This window comes from Flavivirga jejuensis (assembly GCF_030540765.1).
Lineage (GTDB): Bacteria > Bacteroidota > Bacteroidia > Flavobacteriales > Flavobacteriaceae > Flavivirga > Flavivirga jejuensis.
Genome location: NZ_JAUOEL010000002.1, coordinates 252,426 through 275,878 on the forward strand (window position 1 = coordinate 252,426; position 23,453 = coordinate 275,878).

Genomic DNA, 23,453 nt, shown 5'->3' on the forward strand with positions numbered 1-23,453 from the left:
AATACAATATAGGGCTTTGCAATTTGAGAAGTCACTCTATTATTCTTGTTCTAAATATTTTTTCATAATATTAATTGCTGCTTCAGAAATTACTGTGCCAGGACCAAAAATCCCAACTACTTTTCTTTCTAACAAATAATCATAATCTTGCTCTGGAATAACACCACCAGCAAAAACCATAATATCTGGTCTGCCAAGTCTCTCCAAAGCCTCTATTAAATTCGGGATTAATGTTTTATGTCCTGCGGCTAAACTGGATGCGCCTACAAAATGAACATCGTTTTCAATGGCTTGTTTTGCAACTTCTTCTGGCGTTTGAAACAAGGCGCCCATATCAACATCAAATCCTAAATCAGCAAAACTGGACGCTACCACTTTGGCTCCCCTATCATGTCCATCTTGTCCCATTTTTGCAATCATCACACGAGGTCTTCTTCCTTCTACTTGTTCAAAAGTATCTGCTAATTCTTGAGCTTTTGAAAACATATCGTCGTTTTTAACTTCTTTACTATACACGCCACTTATTAATTTAGTATCTGCTCTATGTCTTCCAAAATGGGTTTCTAAAGCATCCGATATTTCACCTAAAGTCGCAAAATTTTCAGAAGCTTCAACAGCCAATTCCAACAGATTACCTTTGCCAGTTTCTGCACATTTAGATAGTGCTTCCAAATTAGCCTTTACCACCGCTTGGTTTCTTTCTGCTTTCATTTTATTCAATCGGGCTATTTGAGAATCTCTAACGGCTGTGTTATCAACTTCCAAAATGTCAATATTTGCTTTTTCTTTAGTTCTGTATTTGTTTACTCCAACCAATATATCTTGTCCAGAATCTAAACGTGCTTGTTTACGTGCCGAGGCCTCTTCAATACGCATTTTTGGAACTCCAGTTTCAATAGCTTTTGCCATACCGCCTAGTGCTTCAACTTCTTCGATAAGCTCCCAGGCTTTTTTGGCAATCTCCTGTGTTAGGTATTCCACATAATAAGAACCCGCCCAAGGGTCTACAGCTTTGGTTATTTGCGTTTCATCTTGAATATAAATTTGCGTATTTCTTGCAATTCTAGCCGAAAAATCTGTTGGTAAAGCAATGGCTTCATCTAAAGCATTTGTATGCAATGATTGTGTTCCACCAAGTCCTGCAGCCATAGCTTCCACACAGGTTCTAGCCACATTATTAAACGGGTCTTGCTCACTCAAACTCCAACCAGAGGTTTGACTGTGCGTTCTCAACGCCATTGATTTTGGATTTTGAGGATTAAATTGTTTAATGATTTTAGCCCACAACATACGTGCAGCACGCATTTTGGCAATTTCCATAAAATGATTCATCCCTACCGCCCAGAAAAAGGATAATCTTGGTGCAAATTCATCAATTTTTAATCCTGAGGCTAAGCCTGTTTTAATATATTCTAAACCATCTGCCAATGTGTATGCCAACTCAATATCGGCCGTAGCACCTGCTTCTTGCATATGATAACCACTAATTGAAATAGAGTTAAACTTAGGCATATATTTAGTGGTGTATTCAAAAATATCGCCTATAATCTTCATGGATGGTAATGGTGGGTATATATAGGTATTACGCACCATAAATTCTTTTAAAATATCATTTTGAATCGTACCGCTTAAGTGCTCTAATGAAACACCTTGTTTTTTAGCAGCTGCAATATAAAACGCCATAATAGGCAATACTGCACCATTCATGGTCATAGAAACCGACATTTTATCTAACGGAATTTGGTCAAATAAAATTTCCATATCTAAAATAGAATCTATGGCAACTCCTGCTTTTCCAACATCACCGGTTACACGTGGGTGATCTGAATCGTAACCACGATGTGTTGCTAAATCAAAGGCTACAGACAGTCCTTTTTGTCCAGCCGCTAAATTTCTTTTATAGAAAGCATTGGATTCTTCTGCTGTTGAAAACCCTGCATATTGACGAATTGTCCAAGGTCTGGTAACATACATCGTACTATAAGGTCCTCTTGTATAAGGAGGTAATCCTGCAGCAAACTGTAAATGTTCTGCATCTTTAATATCTTCTTTTGAAAAATGTTTTTTTACAGGAATTCCTTCTGGTGTGTTCCAAACATCTTGATTGCCTGAGACTTTTGTTCTCTCTTGTTTACTAACTGTACTTACAGTTAGATTTGAAAAATCCATTCTCATACTTCTAAAGATTTAATTTTTTTTTGAATTTTTTGATGAACTTCTGAAATGGTTTGTATCACATCAGATTTTAAATGAATACATCCATCTAAACCTGCTAATGTTAATGTTTCAAACATATTAACTGGGTTTCCCGCTAATAAAAGAACTTTGTCTGTGTTTAATGATCTAAATATTTGTACAAAATTTAAAGCATTTTCATCGTAATCTTTATCTGAACTACAAATAACCACCACATCTGAATCTGACAAAGCACTCTTTCTTGCTGCATTTTCTACATCATTATAGCTTTGTTCTTGCCATACTTTAAAACCACTTACGCCTATAAAATCATAAGAAAAAGCAGCTCTTGCTTTACGCATGGTTAAATTCCCAAAACTGGTAAGCTCTACTATTGGCCTTTTATTCGTTTTTTCTACTATTTGTTCTGTTACTTTTCTAATAGCCTCAATTTCTAAAGACGCTCTTCTTGGGGTTAATACTTTAGAGCTTGTGAGGTCTCCAGATGATAAGATTTCTGAAGATACCGTTTCCATAAGGTTAGGGTATTTATTGACACCTACCATTGGCAATCTTCTTTGGCTTATTAGTTTTATTTTTTCTTGGCGTATTTCTGCTATTTGTTCCTGAATACATGCACTTTCAAAAGCTTTATAAAAGCCTCCTTTATCTTCAATCGTTTTAAAAAGCTCTAAGGCTTTTTGAGCTATTTTTGTACTTATTTCTTCAACATAATAAGACCCGTCAACAGGGTTTGACACTTTTCCAAAATAAGATTCTTCTTTTAAAATGGTTGAAATATTTCCAGCAATTCTACTTGAAAAATCTGATGCCTTTTTAAATTCTTTATCGTAGGCATCAATTAGAACGCCATCAACATTACCTAAAATGGCAGACATAGCCTCTGTAGTTGCTCTTAATAAATTGGTATGTGCATCGGTTATCGACTTGCTCCAAACAGATGTTTTTGCTGTTAAAACATGGTTAAAACCTAAAACGCCATATTGCTTGGCTATTTCATATAATAAGCTATTGAATGCTCTAAACTTAGCTATTTCAATAAAATATTCGGATCCAATTGCTAATTGAAAATGTAAATTATTAAAAATAGTTTCTATATTAATATCTCCATATAAACATTGTTCAATAACATAAACCAATGAGTTTAATGTGTAAGCTACTTCTTGAACTTGATTAGAACCTGCATCTAAATAGTTAGTTCCTGAAATTGTAATGGTCTTAAAATTGGGGTACGCTTTACCTAGTTTTACAAGGTTATTTAAAATATTAAATTGATCTGTGTCAATGTTTCCTTTAGTAACATAATGATTTATTAATCTTAAATCAAAGTATCCCTTAAGGTTTTTAGTATTCGTTAGATTCTGCTCAGCAAATTCAAAAAAATCTTTTGCAAAACTGGCACCATTATTATTTAAAATAAACGATACAGCAACGTCATCTAAATTGATATTACTTAAAAGCTTATCCACTAATACCTGTTCTTTAATATTAAAAAGTAGTCCAGTAATACCTTCTTCAACAGCTTTTAAAGCTTGTTTATTACCATTTTCAGCAGACTCTACTGTAATATCTCTGTAGTTGATAAATGCCTGTGAGTTTTTGCCTGTATTGGTAATATACTCTAGTTTATTTTCTGTGTTGTAAAAAGGTGAAATATCGATTTTACTTAAATGCCTCCAAACAAGCTTTTTAACAAAATCGCCCCCTTTTAAATCAACATGCACTCTTTCCAACCATTTTTCCTTTAAAACGGGACTAAATTCTGAAAAAAGCGTTTTATTTTTAGTACTCATACTGTATATGTTTTTTCAACTTTACAAATAAATAATTTCTGAAAACCAACTATCCTTGCCTTTGCCAGCGGTCAGGTTCAAGGCAGAATCCAGGGAAATTCTTTTCGATTAAACCATGACACTATTAGTCCCAAAACGTTCAAAAATAGCTTTATCTAATGCTTCTCTATGGTTCGGATGTGCAACATCTCTTAAGGCTTCTGCTCTTTGTTTTAATGTTTTACCAAATAATTCTGCAATGCCATATTCTGTGGCTACAAATCTAGCATGTGCTCTTGTTGTTACAACACCAGCTCCAGGCTTTAAAGCAGGTACTATTTTTGATACGCCTTTTAAAGTTGTTGATGTTATGGCAATAATTGGTTTTCCTCCTTTTGATAAAGCCGCTCCTCTCATAAAATCCATTTGCCCTCCTACTCCAGAGAACATTCTAGTGCCTATAGAATCTGCACAAACTTGACCAGTAAAGTCAATCTCAATAGCAGAGTTAATGGCTGTTACTTTTGGGTTCTGACGGATAATAGACGTATCATTTACATAGGCTATATCGTTCATTTCTATTTCAGGGTTATCATCCATAAAATCATATAAACGTCTTGTTCCCATAGCAAAACCTGAAATAATTTTATACGGGTTCACCTTCTTTTCCGAACCATTTACAATGCCTTTCTCAACTAAATCTACAATGCCTTCAGAAAACATTTCTGTATGAACTCCTAAATTTTTATGGTTTGTTAAGAATGTTAATACAGCATTCGGAATTCCGCCAATCCCCATTTGAAGGGTTGCTCCATCTTCAATAATTCCTGCAATATTTTTTCCAATGGCTTTTTCTTTTTCAGAGGGTGCTACAAATTTCATTTCATAAATGTCTTCTTCAACAAGAACACAAGCACTAAACTTATTTAAATGAACCAATGCATCGCCAAATGTACGAGGCATTTTAGGGTTGATTTGAGCAATCACTCTTTTACCTCTTTCAATGGCAGAAATTACAATATCTACTGAAACCCCTAACGAACAAAAACCGTGTTTGTCTGGTGGCGAAACGTTTACCAAAACCACGTCTAAATCCATATATCCCTCGCGGAATAAACTTGGAATATCACTTAAAAAAACAGGAATATAGTCCACAGTATTACCTACCATTTTCCTTACGTTTCCTCCAATAAAAAAAGCACTCGTATGGAAACTATCTTTTAGTTCTGGGTCAACATACCCGCATGCTCCTTCTGTATGTAAATGGCAAATCTCAACCTTTTTTAGCTCTGGTGCACGTGCTACCATAGCTTTAATTAATGTCTGCGGTGTTGCTGAACCACCTTGAATTAATACCCGATTGCCAGACTTTATAAGCTTAACAGCTTCAGCAGCTGACATTACATTTGGAATTTTCATTTTTAAAAATTTTAGTTTGTACGTTTTTTTCAATAATCAGTTTTAACTTAAAAAACTTAGTATAATACCCGCAGCAATTGCAGAGCCAATAACGCCAGCAACATTGGGCGCCATAGCATGCATTAATAAATAGTTTTGGGAATCTGCCTTAAGCCCTTCTGCATGTACTACTCTGGCGCTATCGGGAACAGCAGAAACACCTGCTGCTCCAATAAGCGGATTTAATTTCTCGTCGCCTTTAAGAAATAGGTTCATGAATTTTGCAAACAATAAACCGCCACAGGTTGCTATTACAAATGATACAGCTCCTAAAGCAAATATCATCATAGAATCTTTGGTGATAAAAATATCGGCTTGTGTTGATGCTCCTACCGTAACACCTAAAAGAATGGTGACTATATCAATTAATTTTGTACGGGCTGTATCTGCAAGCCTTTCTGTTCTTCCCGACTCTTTTAGTAAATTCCCAAAGAACAACATCCCTAATAATGGTAATGCACTAGGTGATATAAAGGTTGTTAGTAACAATGCTACTACGGGGAAAATCATTTTCTCCTTTTGCGAAACTGCTCTAGGAGGTTTCATTCTAATTAATCGTTCCCTCTTTGATGTTAATAACTTCATTAATGGAGGTTGAATTACTGGTACTAGTGCCATATATGAATATGCTGCTATGGCGATTGGACCTATTAGATTTTTAACGGTTGTGCCATCTGCTAATATATTAACACCATTAGCCAATTTTGATGAAAGAAATATTGCTGTTGGACCGTCGGCGCCTCCAATAATACCAATAGCACCTGCCTCTGGAAGGTTAAAGCCTAAATACAATGCTCCTAAAAATGTGGCAAATACGCCTATTTGTGCAGCTGCTCCAAGAAGCATTAATTTGGGATTTGCTATAAGCGATGAGAAATCTGTCATAGCCCCAATTCCTAAAAATATTAATGGCGGGTAAATACCTTTAACAACACCAAAATAAAGATAGTTTAATACCGATCCTGCTTCATAAATACCTGTTTGATTTCCTGCTACAAATGGGATATTACCTATAATAACCCCAGTTCCTATGGGGATTAATAAGAGAGGTTCGTAATCAAATTTAATTCCGAGGTATATAAAAATAATACCTACTAAAATCATAATTAGATTTCCCGATTCTGCATTTGCGAAACCTGTATATTGATAAAATTGTTGTATGCCATGGATCGTTTCTGAAATAAAACTTTTTTCGGCAGCACTTTCTGAATCTACAATCGTAGTAGACACTGTTGCTGTTGCAGAATTAGAAGTTAGGCCTAAAACTGGTCTAGCAAAAATAAGTAGTGATAGAACTCCAAATATTAATATTACTTTCTTCATTTTTTTCTTTTTTAGTCACTTTAAAATGCAAAAGACTATACCCTTAAAAAGATCTTTTTTTACACGGATTGACGTTGTCTAATTTTATTCTAATTCTATCATGACTTCACCTTGTAAAACTTGTTGTCCAACTGTTACATTTACAGCTGTAACGACTCCAGATTTTTCTGAAACAATACTGTTCTCCATTTTCATAGCTTCAAGAACTAATAACAAATCGTTCTCTTTAATAGTATCGCCAACTTTAACATTAAGAGTTAAAATAACGCCAGGAATTGGTGCTAAAATTTTACATTTTGCAGAAGAACTTGGATTTACTTTTACAGGAGCAACTGGTGCTGCCTTAGAGGGATTACGAACTAGTATTGGTGTTTTTCTTGTTTTTATTTCTTCTTTCATTTTTACGGAATAATTAGTTCCGTTTACTTCCAACTGTATGGTGCTATTTTCTTGAGAAACAATTTTAACACTGTAATTGTTTTCGTTTATTTTGAATGTGAAATTTTTCATGGGTTTGTTTTCTTATAGGATTCTAAAGTCTATTTTTATATGCGCCATATATTTTAGAACTCCAAGGGGAATATAATTTCCGAGCCTGCTTAATGGTTAGTATGGCATTTTCTTTATCATGCTTTACATCTAGATACATATGAATGGCTACCGATATTGCTGCCGCTATTTCTCCTGTAAATTCTTCATTTACTTTTGGCGAAATTTCTTTAACTTTTTTATCTGGTCCTTTAGAAATTATTTTATAGACATAAAGCATCAGGGGTAATCCATATTTAAAAACCAAAGTTAAAAGCAGTAATCCACTAAAAACAACAGTTAAACCTGTAACCAGGATGATGTATCCTTCGCTTAATGTATCGATGTATAATAGTAAATGCTTCATTATAGTGGAATATTTGAATGTTTTTTAGGTGGGTTCACCTCTTTCTTATTAGCTAATAATTCTAAGCCTCTAATAATTCTAAATCGTGTATTTCTTGGTTCGATAACATCATCAATAAAACCATACTTAGCTGCTATATATGGATTAGCAAACTTGGTGTTATATTCATTTTCTTTTTCTTCAATGAAATGTAATTTTTCTTTGGCATCTTCAATTTTACGAATGTTAGAACCTTCTAAAACTTCAACAGCTCCTTTAGCCCCCATAACAGCAATTTCTGCCGTTGGCCATGCATAATTTAAGTCTCCTCTTAATTGCTTGCAACTCATAACATCATGAGCCCCTCCATAAGATTTACGAAGTGTAATAGTTAGTTTAGGCACGGTAGCTTCGCCATAGGCAAATAATAATTTTGCGCCATGAAGAATAATACCAGCGTATTCTTGTCCTGTTCCTGGTAAAAATCCTGGTACGTCTACTAAAGTGACAATAGGAATATTAAACCCATCGCAGAAACGAACAAATCTAGCTGCTTTTCTAGATGATTCACAATCTAAAACCCCTGCATAGAATTTTGGTTGATTGGCAACAATACCAACTGAACGTCCATTAAAACGAGCAAAACCAACAACAATATTTCGGGCATAATTTCTGTGAACTTCTAAAAACTCACCATTATCTGTTATAATTGAAATAACATCTAAAATATCGTAAGGTTGATTCACATTTTCTGGAATGATATCATTTAAGACATCATCCAATCTATCTATAGGATCTGATGTTGTTAATGCTGGAGGATCTTCAAGGTTATTTGAAGGTAAATAGCTTAATAATTTTCTAATAAGTATCAAGTTTTCTCCATCATTTTCTGCTAAAAAGTGAGACACTCCAGATTTTGTAGAATGCACTGTAGCTCCTCCCAATTGTTCGGTAGTTACAACCTCTCCTGTTACTGCTTTTACAACCTTTGGTCCTGTTACAAACATGTAACTAGTTTTATCGGTCATAATGGTAAAATCTGTTAAAGCAGGCGAATAAACAGCTCCACCAGCGCAAGGGCCTAAAATGGAAGATATTTGTGGAATAACACCAGATGCCATAATATTTCTTTGGAAAATCTCTGCATACCCAGCAAGTGATCTTACGCCTTCTTGAATACGAGCCCCTCCACTATCGTTAAGTCCGATTACTGGCACACCAATTTTCATTGCCATATCCATGACTTTACAAATTTTCAAAGCATAAGTCTCTGAAAGCGATCCTCCAAACACCGTAAAATCTTGAGCAAAAATGTACACAATTCTACCATCAATGGTTCCATGCCCCGTTACAACACCATCTGAAAGGTAAACTTGCTTATCTAAGCCAAATGATTTTGTTCTATGGGTAACAAACATATCAAACTCTTCAAAACTGTCATCATCTAAAAGAATATCTATTCTTTCTCGAGCTGTTAGCTTTCCTTTTGCATGCTGAGAGTCTATACGTTTTTCGCCGCCTCCCATTTTTGCTTTAGCTCTTTTTTCAATGAGTTCGTTTATTTTATCTTGATTTGCCATAAGTTTATATTTTTGCTTATCTACTCTTGTTAACTCAATATTATTCTTGTTTTGAACAAAGCTCTGTAAGAACACCCAGTGTGGATTTTGGGTGCAGGAAGCCAATATTTAATCCTTCAGCACCTTTTCTAGCCTCTTTATCAATTAGTTTTACACCGCGCTCTTCTGCTAACTTTAATGCTGTATTGGTATTCTCTACCGCAAATGCGATATGATGAATACCTTGTCCTTTTTTAGCAATGAATTTACCAATAGGCCCGTCTGGCGATGTGCTTTCTAGCAATTCAATTTTTGTATTACCGACTAAAAAAAAGGCTGTCTTCACTTTTTGATCAACAACCTCTTCTACAGAATAACACGTCATTCCTAAAACGTCTTCATAATACTTTATGGACGCTTCTAAATTCTCAACTGCAATTCCTAGATGCTCTATATGTGAAATATTCATAACTATATATTTGTTTGATTTTATTCATTGAATATGGGCTAAAATTAGAGTAGGACTGCTTTTTAATTTATGATGTAAGTCATATTTCTGTTAAAAAATGAATTAAGTTATTAACTATAACGAAATAGTTTTATGGAATTTGCGTCTTATCTAATAATCTGATATTGAATTCATCTTAATTAGAAAACTATAAAAAAAAGAGGACGGTATTTTTGTTGAAAAACAGGATTGAGGTCAATTGTTGTGTGCGAATTAAAAAAATGAAAACTATTAGAAGGAGCAATATGCACTAAAATTAAATACGTGCGAAATAAGTTAAAATAGACACAAAAATTAACGATTTTAAACGATGGAAGGTTTAAAAAGTGGTTGCACAATAGCGTCAATAATGTCCCGCCAATAATTTTATTATGCCTTTACTTTAACCAGTAATTACCACTATAAAAATGCTTTTTATGCAACTTTATAAATTTAATCAAAAAAAAATATCGAGGGTTACAATCCTCGATATTTCTAAACTCTACACACTTGGCGAGATACTACCTTTCTTTATTATTTTGTATAGCCTTTTATATCAAACTCTCGTGATTTAAATTACTCTAATACAAGTAATTCCTTAATTTTTGCTTTAAGTTTATCGCCTTTAAGTCCTCTGGCAGCAATTACCCCATTTTTATCTATTAAAATAGTTTCTGGTATTGTATTTACTGAAAATATTTTTGCAGATGGACAATTCCATTCTTTTAAAGATGAAGCCTGCTCCCAAACAACATACTCATTTTTCTTTAAAAAATTACGCCATTTAGTTTCGTCTCTATCATAAGATATTCCTAAAACTTCTAAACCTTTAGAATGAAATTCATTATATATTTCTCCTATATGTGGCATTTCCTTAATACAGGGGCCACACCAAGTTGCCCAACAATCTATCAACAATACTTTACCTCTGTATTGATACAAACTAGTTTCTCCTCCATCTAATGAAGGAATGGAAAAATCATCAGGAAGACCGCCAACATAAGATTTTTTTATGACTTCTATACCTGATATTATTGGTATTGCTTCTTTTGAATTCTTTATGTTATCAGCCAAATTATTAAATGCCTCTTCAACCGATGGTAACGGATCAAAGCCTAACATATAATTTTTTATATAAAAAGCAGTTGCATAATTATTTGGATAATTGGATAAGGTATCTAATATCTCGGTAATAAAATCGGCATCTAATATTCCACATGCTTTTGCTAACTCTTCATCACTAATTTTCTTCTCTTTATTAGCTACTACAAGCCCGTTCGTTTTTCCTCCCCATATAGTTCTTCTTTCTTTATAATTAGCTTTAAGTTTAGCATATAAGGCATCTTCTTTACTTCTTTCTACTTTAAAAATAGACTTCGTATATTTTTCTGTAATAACTTTTTGTACAATATTTACATTAACAATGGTATCCTCAATAAGTATCTCGTCTTTAAATCTAGTTCCTGCAATGGATAATCTAATTTCTTTTTTTTCTCCAAATGAAGACCCGCTAAATGAAAAATTCCCATTAGCATCAACACGCATAGAGTCTATAGTTTTAATTGAATATTTGTCTGAAACATCCTCTAAAATGAGTAATTCTCCTATGCCGTCTTTAAAAATTCCATTAATTGTGTATTGAGGTATTCTTTGGTTACAAGAAAACAATAATACTGTTAATAAAACTATAGTTATAGTTTTTGTCTTTTTCATGTTGTTCATTTTTAATCTAAAAATTCTTCAGCTTTCGAATTAGGGTTTCCAATAACATTGTTCCTTTGTAGCCATCAGAATTGCTTTTTTTAAATTCTAGGTGAGGTAAAATAGCAAAATTCGGGTTTTGCTTCAAAAGACAAAATCCGCGTTCAACTTGATTGGGTATGAAACTAACTCCCCCCCTTGGGTTCACCAAGGGGATAGTCAGTTTTCAGTTTTAATATCTTTTATTTATCTTTCGTATACATCAATATCTGGGTTATATTCTACAACACTATGAGGAAGTGGTAAAATATATCTTGGATCATTTGGAGGTAAAGTATAGTCTACACCATCTACAGTATGAGTTACTGTTTTAGCAAAAGCAGGTTCTGTGTTTAATCTTTTAAGATCTTGGAATCTAAAATCGGCATTAAAACTAAACTCTCTTCTTCTTTCGTCTAAAACAATTTTTAATGCCTCTTCATTTGTTGCTGCAACTAATGGTACATTACCTACAATTCTATAATTCCTAAGGTAATCTAAATATTCCATAGCCTTGTCTTTACTACCCACTCTAGCTTCTGCTTCAGCCAAAATAAGATATAACTCAGACAATATCATTCCAGAATTCCTCTGATTAACAGCATAATACATTGTTGCCCCAGGGAATTCATACACTCTGGTTTCTGAGGTCCAAAGCTCATCTGTGGCAAAATACAAATCTTCACGTTTGTCAGTAGCACCTGTAGGTAAATTTACAGTATAAGTATCCATCAGGTCTTGTGATGCAAGCGTTTGATTAAAGTAGTATAATGACGTTTTTAGGTACATATTTTCTGCAATATCTATTGGATCTAACATTGGTTCACCTGTCCTTGAATCTATAAGTCTTGAAAACCAACCAGCCTTAACTGTATAATATTGAGTTAAATCTTGTAACTCAAAAGGCGAAGCTGCTTTATCTTCTAAAGCTAGATTTGCATATTTAAGGGCATTATCAAAATCACCTTTAAATAAATAAACTTTAGATAATAGTAAATTTCCAGTCATTTGAGTTGGATGAAATATGTTTAGAGTGTATTCTTCTAATAACGGAATAGCCTCTATTAAATCATTAATGATAAAATCATAAACTTCTTCCACAGAATTTCTAACATATTCTGCATTAATGTCTTCATCTAAAATAATAGGAACTCCATAATCTGTGCTAGCTGTATCAGGGTCGTAAGCTTTACCATAAAAATTAACTAATTTAAAATAATTAAATGCTCTACTAAACATGGCTTCAGCTTTGGTCGCTGATTTTTTTTCTTCAGTAGCATCTGTAACATCCATTATATTGTTAACAACAACATTATAGGTGTATATCTGAGAATATGCCTGTACGTAATATCCATCATTCTGTCCTTCAGGGAATGTTGATCCTGAGTTAAAATAATAATAATTTAGGTTTTTCTCATCAAGATTCGCTAAAATTGATGAACTTGGGTAATTAGGATCTGTAGTCTTTTCTGCGTCGTCTGTCAGCAGAATCGTGTATCCCATTTCATCCATAGTAGAGAGAGATGACTCATTTAATAATAAAGCATAATCATTATATGTCTCAGGTATTGTATATCCTTTTGGTTCTATGTCCAAATAATCATCACAAGAATTAAAGGTAATAATGGCTATTAATGCGAATAATATTCTATATATATGTTTCATAATTTTTAAAAGTTTAAATTAATCCCGAAAGTATATGTTGGCATAATCGCAGTTCCTCTGCTACCCTGATCAGTCCAAGCTTCCGGATCTAAGTTATTTCTATTATTATTCCAACTTAAAGGGTTTTGTACATCAAATACAAGTTTTGCATTGGTAATCTTTGAAGCTTCTAAAAATGATTGCGGTAAGTTATACGCTAAAGAGATGTTTCTTAATTTGGCATAATCTGCTTTTTGAACATGTAAATCTGCATATTCCCATAAAGGTCTTACACTATCACCTGTTCCTGATAAATGAGCAGGAGATGTATAAATATTTGCTTCATCACCAGGTTGTTTCCAATAATTTGCATGTATTCTATCTAAATTGGTATTGAATGTGTATGGGTTTGTGAATGTTGGATAGAACCCTGCAGCAACATCTCTTTGAACGTGTCCTCCATAATAAACAATAAGGAATGAAAAATCAAATTGTTTATATGTTATACTATTAGAAAAAGAAGCGTGATAAGGAGGTGTGTACGTACCTGAATTTACTAAATCTTCTATTTCTAAACCTTCTAATGAATTTACAATACTACCATCTTTTTTATAAGCTGTTGGAGCTCCTTCATCATTTAACCCAGCATATCTAATACTATAAAGACTATTCATTGGCTGACCTACAAGCTGTTGTAAACCTATTACCTGATTATATACACTTTGACCTGTATGAACTAAGTGTGTAATTTCATTCTTGTTATAACTAAACAATAAATTGGTATTCCATTTAAAGTTTTTGTTTGCTATATTTTGCGAATTTATCTGAAACTCAATACCCTTATTATTTATTGATGCATAGTTTTTTAAAACAGAAGCCCAACCTAAAGTAGGGTCTGTATTAACATTCCCCAACACATCAGTAGTGTTTTTGTTATAAACATCTATACTACCAGATATTTTGTTTGAAAATAAACTATAGTCAATACCAAAATTAGTGGTGTTTGTTTTTTCCCATCTTAATGATCTATTTGGAGGAGAAAGTACGTAAGCTTGCTTTTCATTTGTTATATAGTTATTAACACTACCAACTTGTGTAAAAATAAATGGTCCAACATCTTTAGCTACATTCCCATTTATACCATAAGTGGCTCTAACTTTTAGTCTATCAAGCCAAGATGATGATTCGGTGTTAAATCTATAACTTGCTCCTACAGACCAAAGTGGAACGTATTGATATTTTGGGTCTGTACCAAATAAGTTAGATTGATCCATTCTTATACTAGCATTAACTCCTAATTTATCATCAAACATATAAGATCCATTTCCGTAAAAAGAAACATATCTATTTTCATCTTCAAAAGTTTCGGGCACCACTGAAGCATAACGGAAATATCCATAAGGAGGTATTTGAGCTCCAAATATACCCGAACTTAAACCTACTTCATCAATATTAGTATAAGAAAAATTATCAGGATCATAACCGTATCTCTTATATCCTTTTTGACCATTAATTATTTTTCTTTTCTCTGCCCCAAAAAGTAAATTTATATCATGTTTGTCCTTAAACACCTTCGCATAATTAAGTTGCGCTTTTATAGTACTTGAATAACTTTCTCCAAATGTTTCAGTTACTTGCCCTCCTTCAGGAATATTATACGTAATAATTCCATTACTATCTATTTGAGCAGCATTATTTATCAACCTACTAACTTGTATATTTTCTATAGAGGAATAATCTGTTAGAGAAGATCTACTTATTTCTGTTTGAGCTCTTACTTCTAGGTTTAACGATTCTGTAAAATCAATTTTTGCCCCAATATTTAGGTTAACATAAGGATTTTTATAAGTTTGAGTACGTGTATCTAATTGGTTCAATGCGTAGTAAGACTCATCCAGTAAACCAACACCAATAAGTCTATCTACTTCTTCAAAACTTTTATAATCCTCCCATCGTACTGCGTTTCCATTGTCATCCTTAAGCATCTCGTAAGGAAGCCTTGAAGCTCCTATTAACGTTAAACCACTAACACCTACATTATTATCATAACTGTTATAACTACCTATAACGCCTGTATCTAGTTCTAGCCAATCTGCTAATTGAAAATTATTTTTTATAGTCATTCCAATTTTATCTACAGATCTATCTTTCTCATAAGACCCTGTATTTTGAAAATTAAGAGATACTGCATATTGATGCTTTTCTGAACCTCCTCTTAATGAAAGATTGTGTTGCTGCGTGATCCTATCATTTAACAATTCATCTTCTACTTGACTATATCCATCTAAACCTCTAAGCCTCTCTATTTCAGAATTAAAGAAAGCTTCTGTAATTTCTCCATCTTCTCTTGTATATAACAACTTATTAACTTCATTCACCTCCAATCTAGAGTTTTGTCTAGACCCTGACAATGCTTCATCGAAAATATACATTTGATAATCAATAAATTCTGATGATGACATTAAGTTTGAGTACGATCGATCTGGAAGAGGAGTTACTTGTAATGTTGACGCATAATTAAATACAGGTTTACCAACAACCCCACCTTTTGTAGTAATTACAATAACTCCATTTGTTGATCTAACCCCATAAATAGAAGCAGCTGTAGCATCTTTTAATACTGTAACACTTTTAATTTCGTTAGGGTTAATGGATTCTAGATCTCCTTCAAAAGGTGCACCATCTACAACAACTACAGGAAGTGTACTTGCATTAAGAGTAGCCGTTCCTCTAATAACAGGTGTTCCTCTATATAATGAAAAGCCAGCAATAGCTCCTTCAAGTCTTGCTAAAATATTTGTTTGAACCTTACTTTCAATTTTCTTAGAATTTACTGTAGAGTATGAACCAGTAGATCTTTCTCGAGATATTGTTTGATACCCTGTTACAATAATTTCATCTAACTCATTCAAAGACTCCTTCATTATCACATTTATAACGGTTTTACCCTCAACCATTATTTCTTGTGGTTCAAAACCTAAACTGGTAAATACCAACACTGTTTTAGTGCTAGAAACAGCAATAGAATAGCTGCCATCAAAATCTGTAATGACTCCTTTATTTGTGCCTTTTACTGCAATAGTAACACCAGGTAAAGGTATACCAGCTTCATCAGTAACTTGTCCAGTAATTTTTTCCTGTATTACTTTTGAAACATCAGATTTTTTTTCTACTACAATTGTATTATCTTCAAGTAATTCAAAACTATAATCATCATTAGAAATAGCATGCAATAACAAATCGTTTGCCTTTATAATACTTTTCTTTAAATGCACAGCTGGGAAGTCCTTAAACATATCTGAACGATAAATAAAAGTGTAGTCTGTTTGTGCTTGGAGAATGTCAAAAATTTGATCGACAGTTACAGTTTTATCCTCATTAATTACAATTTTAGCATTTTGAGAGATAACATCTATTGAAGTAAAACTAAAGACTGTAGAACAAAACAATAAAAGTGCTGTTCTCATAATAAAAATTTGAGTTTTCTTTTTCAAAAAGAAAAACTCTTTGGTAAAGTTAATTTTCATAAATTTGTTGAGTGTTAGTTAATTATATAATTAATACGTCCTGAGGGATAAAGCTAGAGTACTGTGGAGGTATAAGCTTTGTCCCTTTTTTTATTCTAAAACTATTTTTTTGTCATATATTTTATAATTTAAATTCACATTTCTTTTAATGGCTGTTAAAATCCCTTCAAGTGTTTTGCTTTTACTTAAAACACCGTTAAACGTCATGGTTTCCAGTGCTTTGTTTTTAAAAACGAAGTCTACATCATACCATCTTGATAAAGCTTTCGTAATGTCTTTTAAAGATTTATCTCTAAAAGAAAAGATGCCTTTTTTCCAAGCGGTTTCATTATATACATTTACATCACTAATTCTTATTATCCCATGATCATCATCTAGAATAGATTGTTCATTTATATTTAAGTTTTCTTTATACACTTCATTACTTACAGCCACCTTTCCTTCTATAAGTGTAGTATACACATATTCTTCATCCTGATATGCTTTTATATTAAATTCTGTACCTAGCACTTCAACTTTCTGAAACTTAGAGACCACATTGAATTTGGTACTATTATGGTTTTTACTAGACGAAACATCAAAATATCCTTCTCCATAAATAAGTTCTACCTCTCGGGTTACTCCCTCTTTAAATGCTACAGGATATTTTAATTTAGAAGCAGAGTTTAACCATACTTTAGTTCCATCTGCCAAAGTCAATTCAAATTTTCCACCACGCGGTACAGTTAAATAATTGTAAACAATAACATCGATTTTTGTTTTATTATATACCAATTGCTCTCCATTACTAACTACCTTATCTGTTTTATAAAGTTGTCCTTTTTCCAAAACAACACTAGTACCATCTTCAAAAGTTAAAGTAGCTTTATCAGTACCTGTACTTACAGTAATTTGATCTCTTTCTACGATTTCATTTCGTTTTAGAAAGAAATAGCTAGAAGAAATTAATAGTACAGCAACTGCAGCATATTTAAGATATTTTGTTTTAAATAATCTTATAACTTTTACAGAGTTTGTTGGATTATCGATAGATTTTTTCACTCTATTAAAAGCCTTGTCAGCATCATTTTTTAACATCGTAATATTTAAATCATGATAATCTAAAATATATTGTTTAAATTCATTTTGATTTTTATGATTTTCTAGCCATTTGCAAAGCAATTCTAGCTCGTCCTCTGTAATTGTATTTGCAATAAATTTTGTTATAATATTTTTCAAAATTGAATTCCTCTTTAGGTGTCATATATATTATTACTAATAAAACTTAAAAAACCCCTAAAAAAAAATACAGTTATTATTAAATAAATGAAGTTTATGCTACAAAAACAGCTTTTTCATTAGCTTTTTTTTAGTAAAACACAATTCCAAATAACACTTATTTTTATAACTTATTTTAGAATAAACAAAGAATTTTGTAACAAAATCAATCTATAATGTGATAATCTCAAAAACAGCCTGTTTCCCTTCTATATTTTTAAAAATTATTGCACATTTTACATTTTGTTTATATTATTGTTTACAAATCAAACTAAACTTCTAAAAATATTCATTTCAATTTCAAATAACATAATAAGATTAAATTATGAATGAACTAGAAGCAACCATAGCCATAAAAAATGGTGACGAAAACGCCTTTAGACATCTATTTAATTTATATTACGACAGATTAGTAGCTTACATTGTAACCTATACGCATGATAAAATGACTTCTGAAGATATTGTGCAACAAGCTTTCATTAATTTTTGGTATGCAAAGGATAAATTAAAAGATTTTAAATCGCCAAAAAGTTACTTATATACCATTGCATATAATGAATTTATAAACACTATTAATAAGGAAAAACGACAGAATAATATATTAAATATTGTTTACGAAAATGCTTTAAGAGATCGAATAGAGGAAGATCATGAAGCTTTAGAAAGACGTGTTAATAAAATGAATCAAATTATTCAAACCTTGCCTCCAAAGTGCAGACAAACACTTGAAATGAATAAAATTAAAGGGATGAAATATCAAGAAATTGCAGAAACCACAGGAGTTTCTGTAAAAACTGTAGAATCGCAAATGAGCTTAGCTTTTAAAAAAATACGCAAAGGTTTTGAAAAAGAAAATCTCCACCTACTATTTATGAATTTTCACAAAAAAATCAAATTAGAATTACTAAATTAAACTAAACCACTCCTCCTATGGACTTCCAGTCCATAGGTTCGTTTTGGCAGACTAAAAGTCTGCTTCGTGAAATATGGTAAAACTGAATTTGTGTGAATTCGTGAAACCTGCCAGCCGGCAAGCCAATGTCATTAAGTTAAGACTAAAATGTCAGTCTGAGCGCAGTCGAAGACCTTATAACCTTAGTTTTTAAAAGCATTTCGAATACACTCAATGTGACAAAACAGAACAAATCTCCTCATCTTAATGACATTGGCTTGCCGGCAGGCTGGTTCGTGTCAAAAGTTTTTAGAATCTAAAAGCGACATCCACTAAAGTACATAGTTTTAACTCCATTTGAGACCAATAAATGAAACGTTCAAAGCATTTATTTTAGTATTTATAAGCAGGTTCTTTTATTGTAAATTCGTTAGGTTTTGCCATTCTGAAAGACTCAAAAAATATAACGACTCTAATTATTTAAGTTGGTGTAATACCATAACAATCTTCCATAAAGTTAATAATATTGCTTATAACTAAAGTTAAAAAACGGATGAAGTAAATAGCAAAAAAGGCTGCCTTCTCAGACAGCCTCCTTAGATATTTGCTAATTTATAAAAGAAGTAATTAGTTTTTAACTACTATTTTTTTAGAGACTGAGTTAGAACCGTTATCTAGTTTTAATAGATATAACCCTATTGTTAAATTATGATTAATTACATCATTTTCAATCGTACCACTAAGTACTTTTTTACCTGCTATATTGTAAATAGTATAGTTAATTTCTCCTTCTAAAGTTGTTTTAACATTTAACAAGTTAGTTGAAGGATTTGGGTAAATTGAAAGAGAACTATCTAATTCAAATTCAGAAGCGCTTAATGTTGTTAATAATGATGTATCAACACCAAATAATTCTCTTCCTATATCAGCAGGACCTGTAGGATTTTGATCAGTATCATAACTAGCTTCAAAATATAGTTTATTACCTACAGCAGTAATTTCATCAACCCTATCAAATGAGTCAAGATCTATTGCTTGTACAGTTGTTCCGTTTGTTCTATACAAACGGCGTTGATTACCAGGAGAAAGAGGATATGCTTTACCACCATAATATAAGTACCCATCACCTGGATCAGCAAAATCATCAGGATGGTGGTTAGCTGTTATAGTACTAAGTTCGGTAACTGTCCCTGTTGCAGGGTCATACGATATAAGTTGGTCGTAGGTGCCTAATTTACCGTCAAAATACAGTTTACCATTCCAAGCGTACGTATAGTTAACATCAGAAACACTAGATGCAGCAGCTACTTGTTTGGTGCCATCTGGTGTACCATCGGTTTCCCATAAAGTAGTATCACCCTCATTTGTAAAATAAACCTTGTTTCCCAACTTTGCGAAATAATTTAAATCGGCATCTGCAGCCGTACCATCAAAATCTTTAACCAAGGTATAACTTTGATTAGGAATATCATAAAGATATAATTCCTTGCCAACAGAAGTTCCAGCTATCTCATATTTTACATGACATAAAATAGAATTATCATCAAGAGCAATGTAACTACTTCCAGCATCTGTTACTTCACCTGTACCCATATCTGGTAATTTTTGAAAGGTTTCACCGTCATATTCATATAAAACATCAAAATAAACTTGCATATAAGCTTTATCGCCAATAACAATAGGTGTATTAATTTGATAATTAATACCTTGAGCTAATGTTCCTTCTTCGGTACCATCAGTTTTGTAGATATTGTGATCACCATCATTTGCGTAAAAATATAATTCATTTTTTAATATAAAAAAAGATTGAGGGCTTGAGTTTTCATCACCTACATTAATATCTTTTACTAACGTTGTTCCAGCATCAGTACCGTCAGAAACCCATAGCTCTTTACCAACATCTACGTCACCAGTGTTAGAAGCAAATGAGTCATCGGCAGAAAAATAAAGTTTTCCATCAAATGCAAATAATTTGTCAGGGCTTGAGTGGGCAGTGGTGGCAAAATTAGTAAAATTAATGTCTTTAATAAGTGTAATTTGTGAGTTTGCTATACCTGAAAGTAACAGTATAGCATAAAAGTAAATTTTTTTCATTTTTATTAGTTTTAAAATTATGTTACTATTACGTTAGGTTATAATTTTACCCTTAGCCTATTTTTATTTTTTTTTGAAATTTTTAAAACTAAATCTCGTGTTTTTCTTGTTTTGTTGTTAAAAATTCATAAAATCGCTTATTTTGTTTTGTTTTGTGTAATAGTTTTTTTTTTAGAAAAAAACATATAAAAAGTAGAAAACCTGTGTGTCTTTGGTGGTGGGCTTTTAGCGTTTAATTATTGTGTAATAATAAGGGGGTTTTTGTTTTAAGTAGTTTAAAAAAATAGATGAGATAATTATGTTGAAAACTTATAAGTTACGTTGCTTAATTTCTGTCTATAAAATATTTTATTAATAGGCTATGATTGTTATATTTGATAATATATTGTCTTAATAATATTGAATTTAGTTAAAAAAAAAACTTGTTATGGTTTTGAGAAGAATACAAGTATAAAAGCTCTTAACTATTGAAGAGTAGTTACTAAAATAAGTTCGATTATGTTAATATATTTACGAATTGAGGAAACTAGGTTGTTTTTATAGGATTCTTGTTAGCCATCATAAATAGTGAATAGATTGATAATACAGTTAATATTATAGTTTTAACCAAAACTAGAGCGATAGTAAGCTGGTTACTGTTTAAAAACATATTTATAGATGAATAACAAAAATAAATTATCTTCTTTAAAAGCTTTTCGTATTTTTTTATAAGCGGTATACATGTGAGACTCTACTGTTTTTACAGAAATATCTAATTGCTCTGAAATTTCCTTATACTTAAGACCTTGAAACTTATTCATGTACAAAATCTGTTTGCATTGTTCTGGTAGTGTTTCTATTATATTTTTTAATTTAATAATACGTTTTTCTAGAGCTTCAGGGTCTTCTGTGATTCTCTCTCTAAGCGCTTGTTCTTTAAGTTCATTAAAAAAAGCATCTCTTTTTTTTTGTTTTCTGTAAGTATCAATATACGTGTTGTATGTTATTCTGTATAAATAACTTTTAACAGATTTTTCAGTATTTATTTTTAATCTATTCTTCCAAAGTGTTATAAATGTTTGCTGAACAATATCCTCAGCTTCATGCAAATTGTGAGTGTAGGTAACCGCATAATCTAAAAGTTTTTTATAATAACGCTCAAACAATACCCTAAATGCTTTTCTATTGCCTTTTTTAATGTTTTTAGCCAATATAGAGTCGTTCGAGAGAGTTTTCAAATTAATTTTTAATTAAAAATACAAATATGCTAATAATTAAAAATACAAATACCCTAAAAAAATAAAAATTGACTAAGGGTAAAATAATAAATTAGCGTATAAAATGTACAACCTCAAATAAAACAAACACACCATTGAAAAAAATAACAATAAAATATATAACAAATACAATATCTTCAAAAGAGCTAAGTGAACTTAAAGTATTGTTAAGAGAAAAGAAAAACCAAGACCTTTTTAAAGACTATATAAAAGATTATTATGATATCCATACATTACTAAATAAACCAGATATAGATAGTGCCTATAAAAAAATATGGGACACAATAAATGAAAAGGAGCAACCAAGGCAGTATGTTTTACCAAGTTGGTTTAAATACTCCTCTGCCGCGGCTTTAATAGTTCTTACGTTTTCATTCTCTTATTTCTTTATAAACAATCAAAAACCAATTAATAATTTAAATTCTTTTGAAGAAGTCGTAAGCCCTGGTGTTGATAAGGCTACCTTAACTCTTGAAGATGGTTCTAGTGTTGTTTTAGAAAAAGGACAGCATTATAATACAGAAGAGGTTGAAAGTAATGGGGAACAAATAGTATATAATAAAAAAGGAAGTACTAGCATTTCTTACAACTACCTTACTGTGCCAAGAGGCGGTAAGTTTGAGGTAAAGTTAGCAGATGATACGCAGGTTTGGTTAAATTCTGAATCAGAATTAAAATACCCTGTAACCTTTAAAAAAGGAGAAACCCGTCAAGTAGTACTTGTATATGGTGAAGCTTATTTTGATGTGTCTCCTAGCGAAAATCATAATGGAGCAACTTTTAAAGTTGTATCTAATCTGCAAGAAGTAGAAGTGTTAGGTACAGAATTTAATATAAAAGCTTATAAAGATGAAGAAAGTGTCTATACCACTTTGGCCGAAGGTAAAGTGTCTGTAAGAAATGACGTTTTTAAAGAAAAACTAAACGTAGGTGAACAATCTGTTTTAAATGAAGTAACAGGTAATATTAAAATTAAAACTGTTAATGTTTATAATGAAACAGCTTGGAGAAAAGGTATATTTTCTTTTAAAAACAAACCTTTAAAGGAAATTATGAAAGCTTTGTCTAGATGGTATGATATAGATATAATTATTAAAAACAAAAAACTTGAAGATATAAGATTTAATGGTGTTTTAAGTAAAAGTATGAATCTAGAAGAAATTTTAGAACCTATTAAAAGAAATATTAATCTAAATTATAAAGTATATGATGACAAAATAGTTCTGGAATAAAAAAAGAGACGAGGTTTATACCGCTCAAAGTAAATTAACCTCATCCCTTAGATTTAAATACATTAATTAAATGAATAACTAATGCCTAACAAATTTATGAATTTTAATTTTACTAAAGAATTTTACTTTTTTAGGAAAACAA

16 protein-coding genes are annotated in these 23,453 nt (G+C 31.9%); 2 read left to right on the top strand and 14 right to left on the bottom strand.

The genetic code is table 11. The features are described from left to right. Positions 1-39 precede the first annotated feature (39 nt). The 12 genes from scpA to Q4Q40_RS06235 form a co-directional block, all read right to left on the bottom strand. Positions 40-2,175 carry a methylmalonyl-CoA mutase gene (gene scpA, locus Q4Q40_RS06180; RefSeq protein WP_303300913.1) on the bottom strand — a complete coding sequence of 712 codons (2,136 nt, stop codon included), beginning with the start codon at positions 2,173-2,175 and terminating at the stop codon, positions 40-42. Further along, entirely contained in the window at positions 2,172-3,989 is a 1,818-nt protein-coding gene (locus Q4Q40_RS06185) for a methylmalonyl-CoA mutase family protein (protein WP_303300914.1), read from the bottom strand. The genes scpA and Q4Q40_RS06185 overlap by 4 nt, the downstream gene beginning before the upstream one ends. 108 nt (positions 3,990-4,097) lie before the next feature. Then, complete coding sequence (locus Q4Q40_RS06190; RefSeq protein ID WP_303300915.1) at positions 4,098-5,387, bottom strand: acetyl-CoA hydrolase/transferase family protein; 1,290 nt, start codon at positions 5,385-5,387, stop codon at positions 4,098-4,100. 42 nt (positions 5,388-5,429) lie between these two features. Then, a complete protein-coding gene (locus tag Q4Q40_RS06195) occupies positions 5,430-6,749 on the bottom strand; it encodes a sodium ion-translocating decarboxylase subunit beta (RefSeq protein ID WP_303300916.1) in 1,320 nt (439 codons plus the stop codon). Between the two features lie 84 nt (positions 6,750-6,833). After that, positions 6,834-7,259 (bottom strand): biotin/lipoyl-containing protein, encoded by a 426-nt coding sequence (locus Q4Q40_RS06200; RefSeq protein WP_303300917.1) that lies wholly within the window; start codon positions 7,257-7,259, stop codon positions 6,834-6,836. Positions 7,260-7,281: 22 nt separating this feature from the next. Continuing rightward, the gene (locus tag Q4Q40_RS06205; protein WP_303300918.1) at positions 7,282-7,644 is read right to left on the bottom strand and encodes an OadG family protein; all 363 of its coding nucleotides are present in this window, start codon (positions 7,642-7,644) and stop codon (positions 7,282-7,284) included. After that, on the bottom strand, positions 7,644-9,203 hold the full coding sequence (locus Q4Q40_RS06210; protein WP_303300919.1) for an acyl-CoA carboxylase subunit beta: 1,560 nt from the start codon (positions 9,201-9,203) through the stop codon (positions 7,644-7,646). The genes Q4Q40_RS06205 and Q4Q40_RS06210 overlap by 1 nt, the downstream gene beginning before the upstream one ends. A 40-nt stretch (positions 9,204-9,243) precedes the next feature. Continuing rightward, a complete protein-coding gene (gene mce / locus Q4Q40_RS06215) occupies positions 9,244-9,651 on the bottom strand; it encodes a methylmalonyl-CoA epimerase (RefSeq protein WP_303300920.1) in 408 nt (135 codons plus the stop codon). 594 nt (positions 9,652-10,245) lie between these two features. Beyond that, positions 10,246-11,382: a TlpA family protein disulfide reductase gene (locus Q4Q40_RS06220; RefSeq protein WP_303300921.1), complete on the bottom strand. Its 1,137-nt coding sequence runs from the start codon at positions 11,380-11,382 to the stop codon at positions 10,246-10,248. Positions 11,383-11,616: 234 nt separating this feature from the next. Further along, entirely contained in the window at positions 11,617-13,074 is a 1,458-nt protein-coding gene (locus tag Q4Q40_RS06225; protein ID WP_303300922.1) for a RagB/SusD family nutrient uptake outer membrane protein, read from the bottom strand. A 5-nt stretch (positions 13,075-13,079) separates the two neighbouring features. Beyond that, positions 13,080-16,520, bottom strand: coding sequence for a SusC/RagA family TonB-linked outer membrane protein (locus tag Q4Q40_RS06230; RefSeq protein ID WP_303300923.1), 3,441 nt, complete (start codon positions 16,518-16,520; stop codon positions 13,080-13,082). A 150-nt stretch (positions 16,521-16,670) separates the two neighbouring features. Continuing rightward, complete coding sequence (locus tag Q4Q40_RS06235) at positions 16,671-17,798, bottom strand: FecR family protein (protein ID WP_303300924.1); 1,128 nt, start codon at positions 17,796-17,798, stop codon at positions 16,671-16,673. A gap of 364 nt (positions 17,799-18,162) precedes the next feature. Between Q4Q40_RS06235 and Q4Q40_RS06240 the strand changes: the two genes are divergently transcribed. Further along, positions 18,163-18,750, top strand: a complete 588-nt coding sequence (locus tag Q4Q40_RS06240) for an RNA polymerase sigma factor (RefSeq protein ID WP_303300925.1) — start codon at positions 18,163-18,165, stop codon at positions 18,748-18,750. Positions 18,751-19,356: 606 nt separating this feature from the next. Here the strand turns inward: Q4Q40_RS06240 and Q4Q40_RS06245 are convergent. Further along, the gene (locus Q4Q40_RS06245; protein ID WP_303300926.1) at positions 19,357-20,823 is read right to left on the bottom strand and encodes a T9SS type A sorting domain-containing protein; all 1,467 of its coding nucleotides are present in this window, start codon (positions 20,821-20,823) and stop codon (positions 19,357-19,359) included. Between the two features lie 632 nt (positions 20,824-21,455). Further along, a complete protein-coding gene (locus tag Q4Q40_RS06250) occupies positions 21,456-22,040 on the bottom strand; it encodes an RNA polymerase sigma factor (RefSeq protein ID WP_303300927.1) in 585 nt (194 codons plus the stop codon). 134 nt (positions 22,041-22,174) lie between these two features. Here Q4Q40_RS06250 and Q4Q40_RS06255 point away from each other — a divergent pair, with 134 nt between their 5' ends. Further along, complete coding sequence (locus tag Q4Q40_RS06255; protein WP_303300928.1) at positions 22,175-23,311, top strand: FecR family protein; 1,137 nt, start codon at positions 22,175-22,177, stop codon at positions 23,309-23,311. Positions 23,312-23,453: the final 142 nt, after the last annotated feature.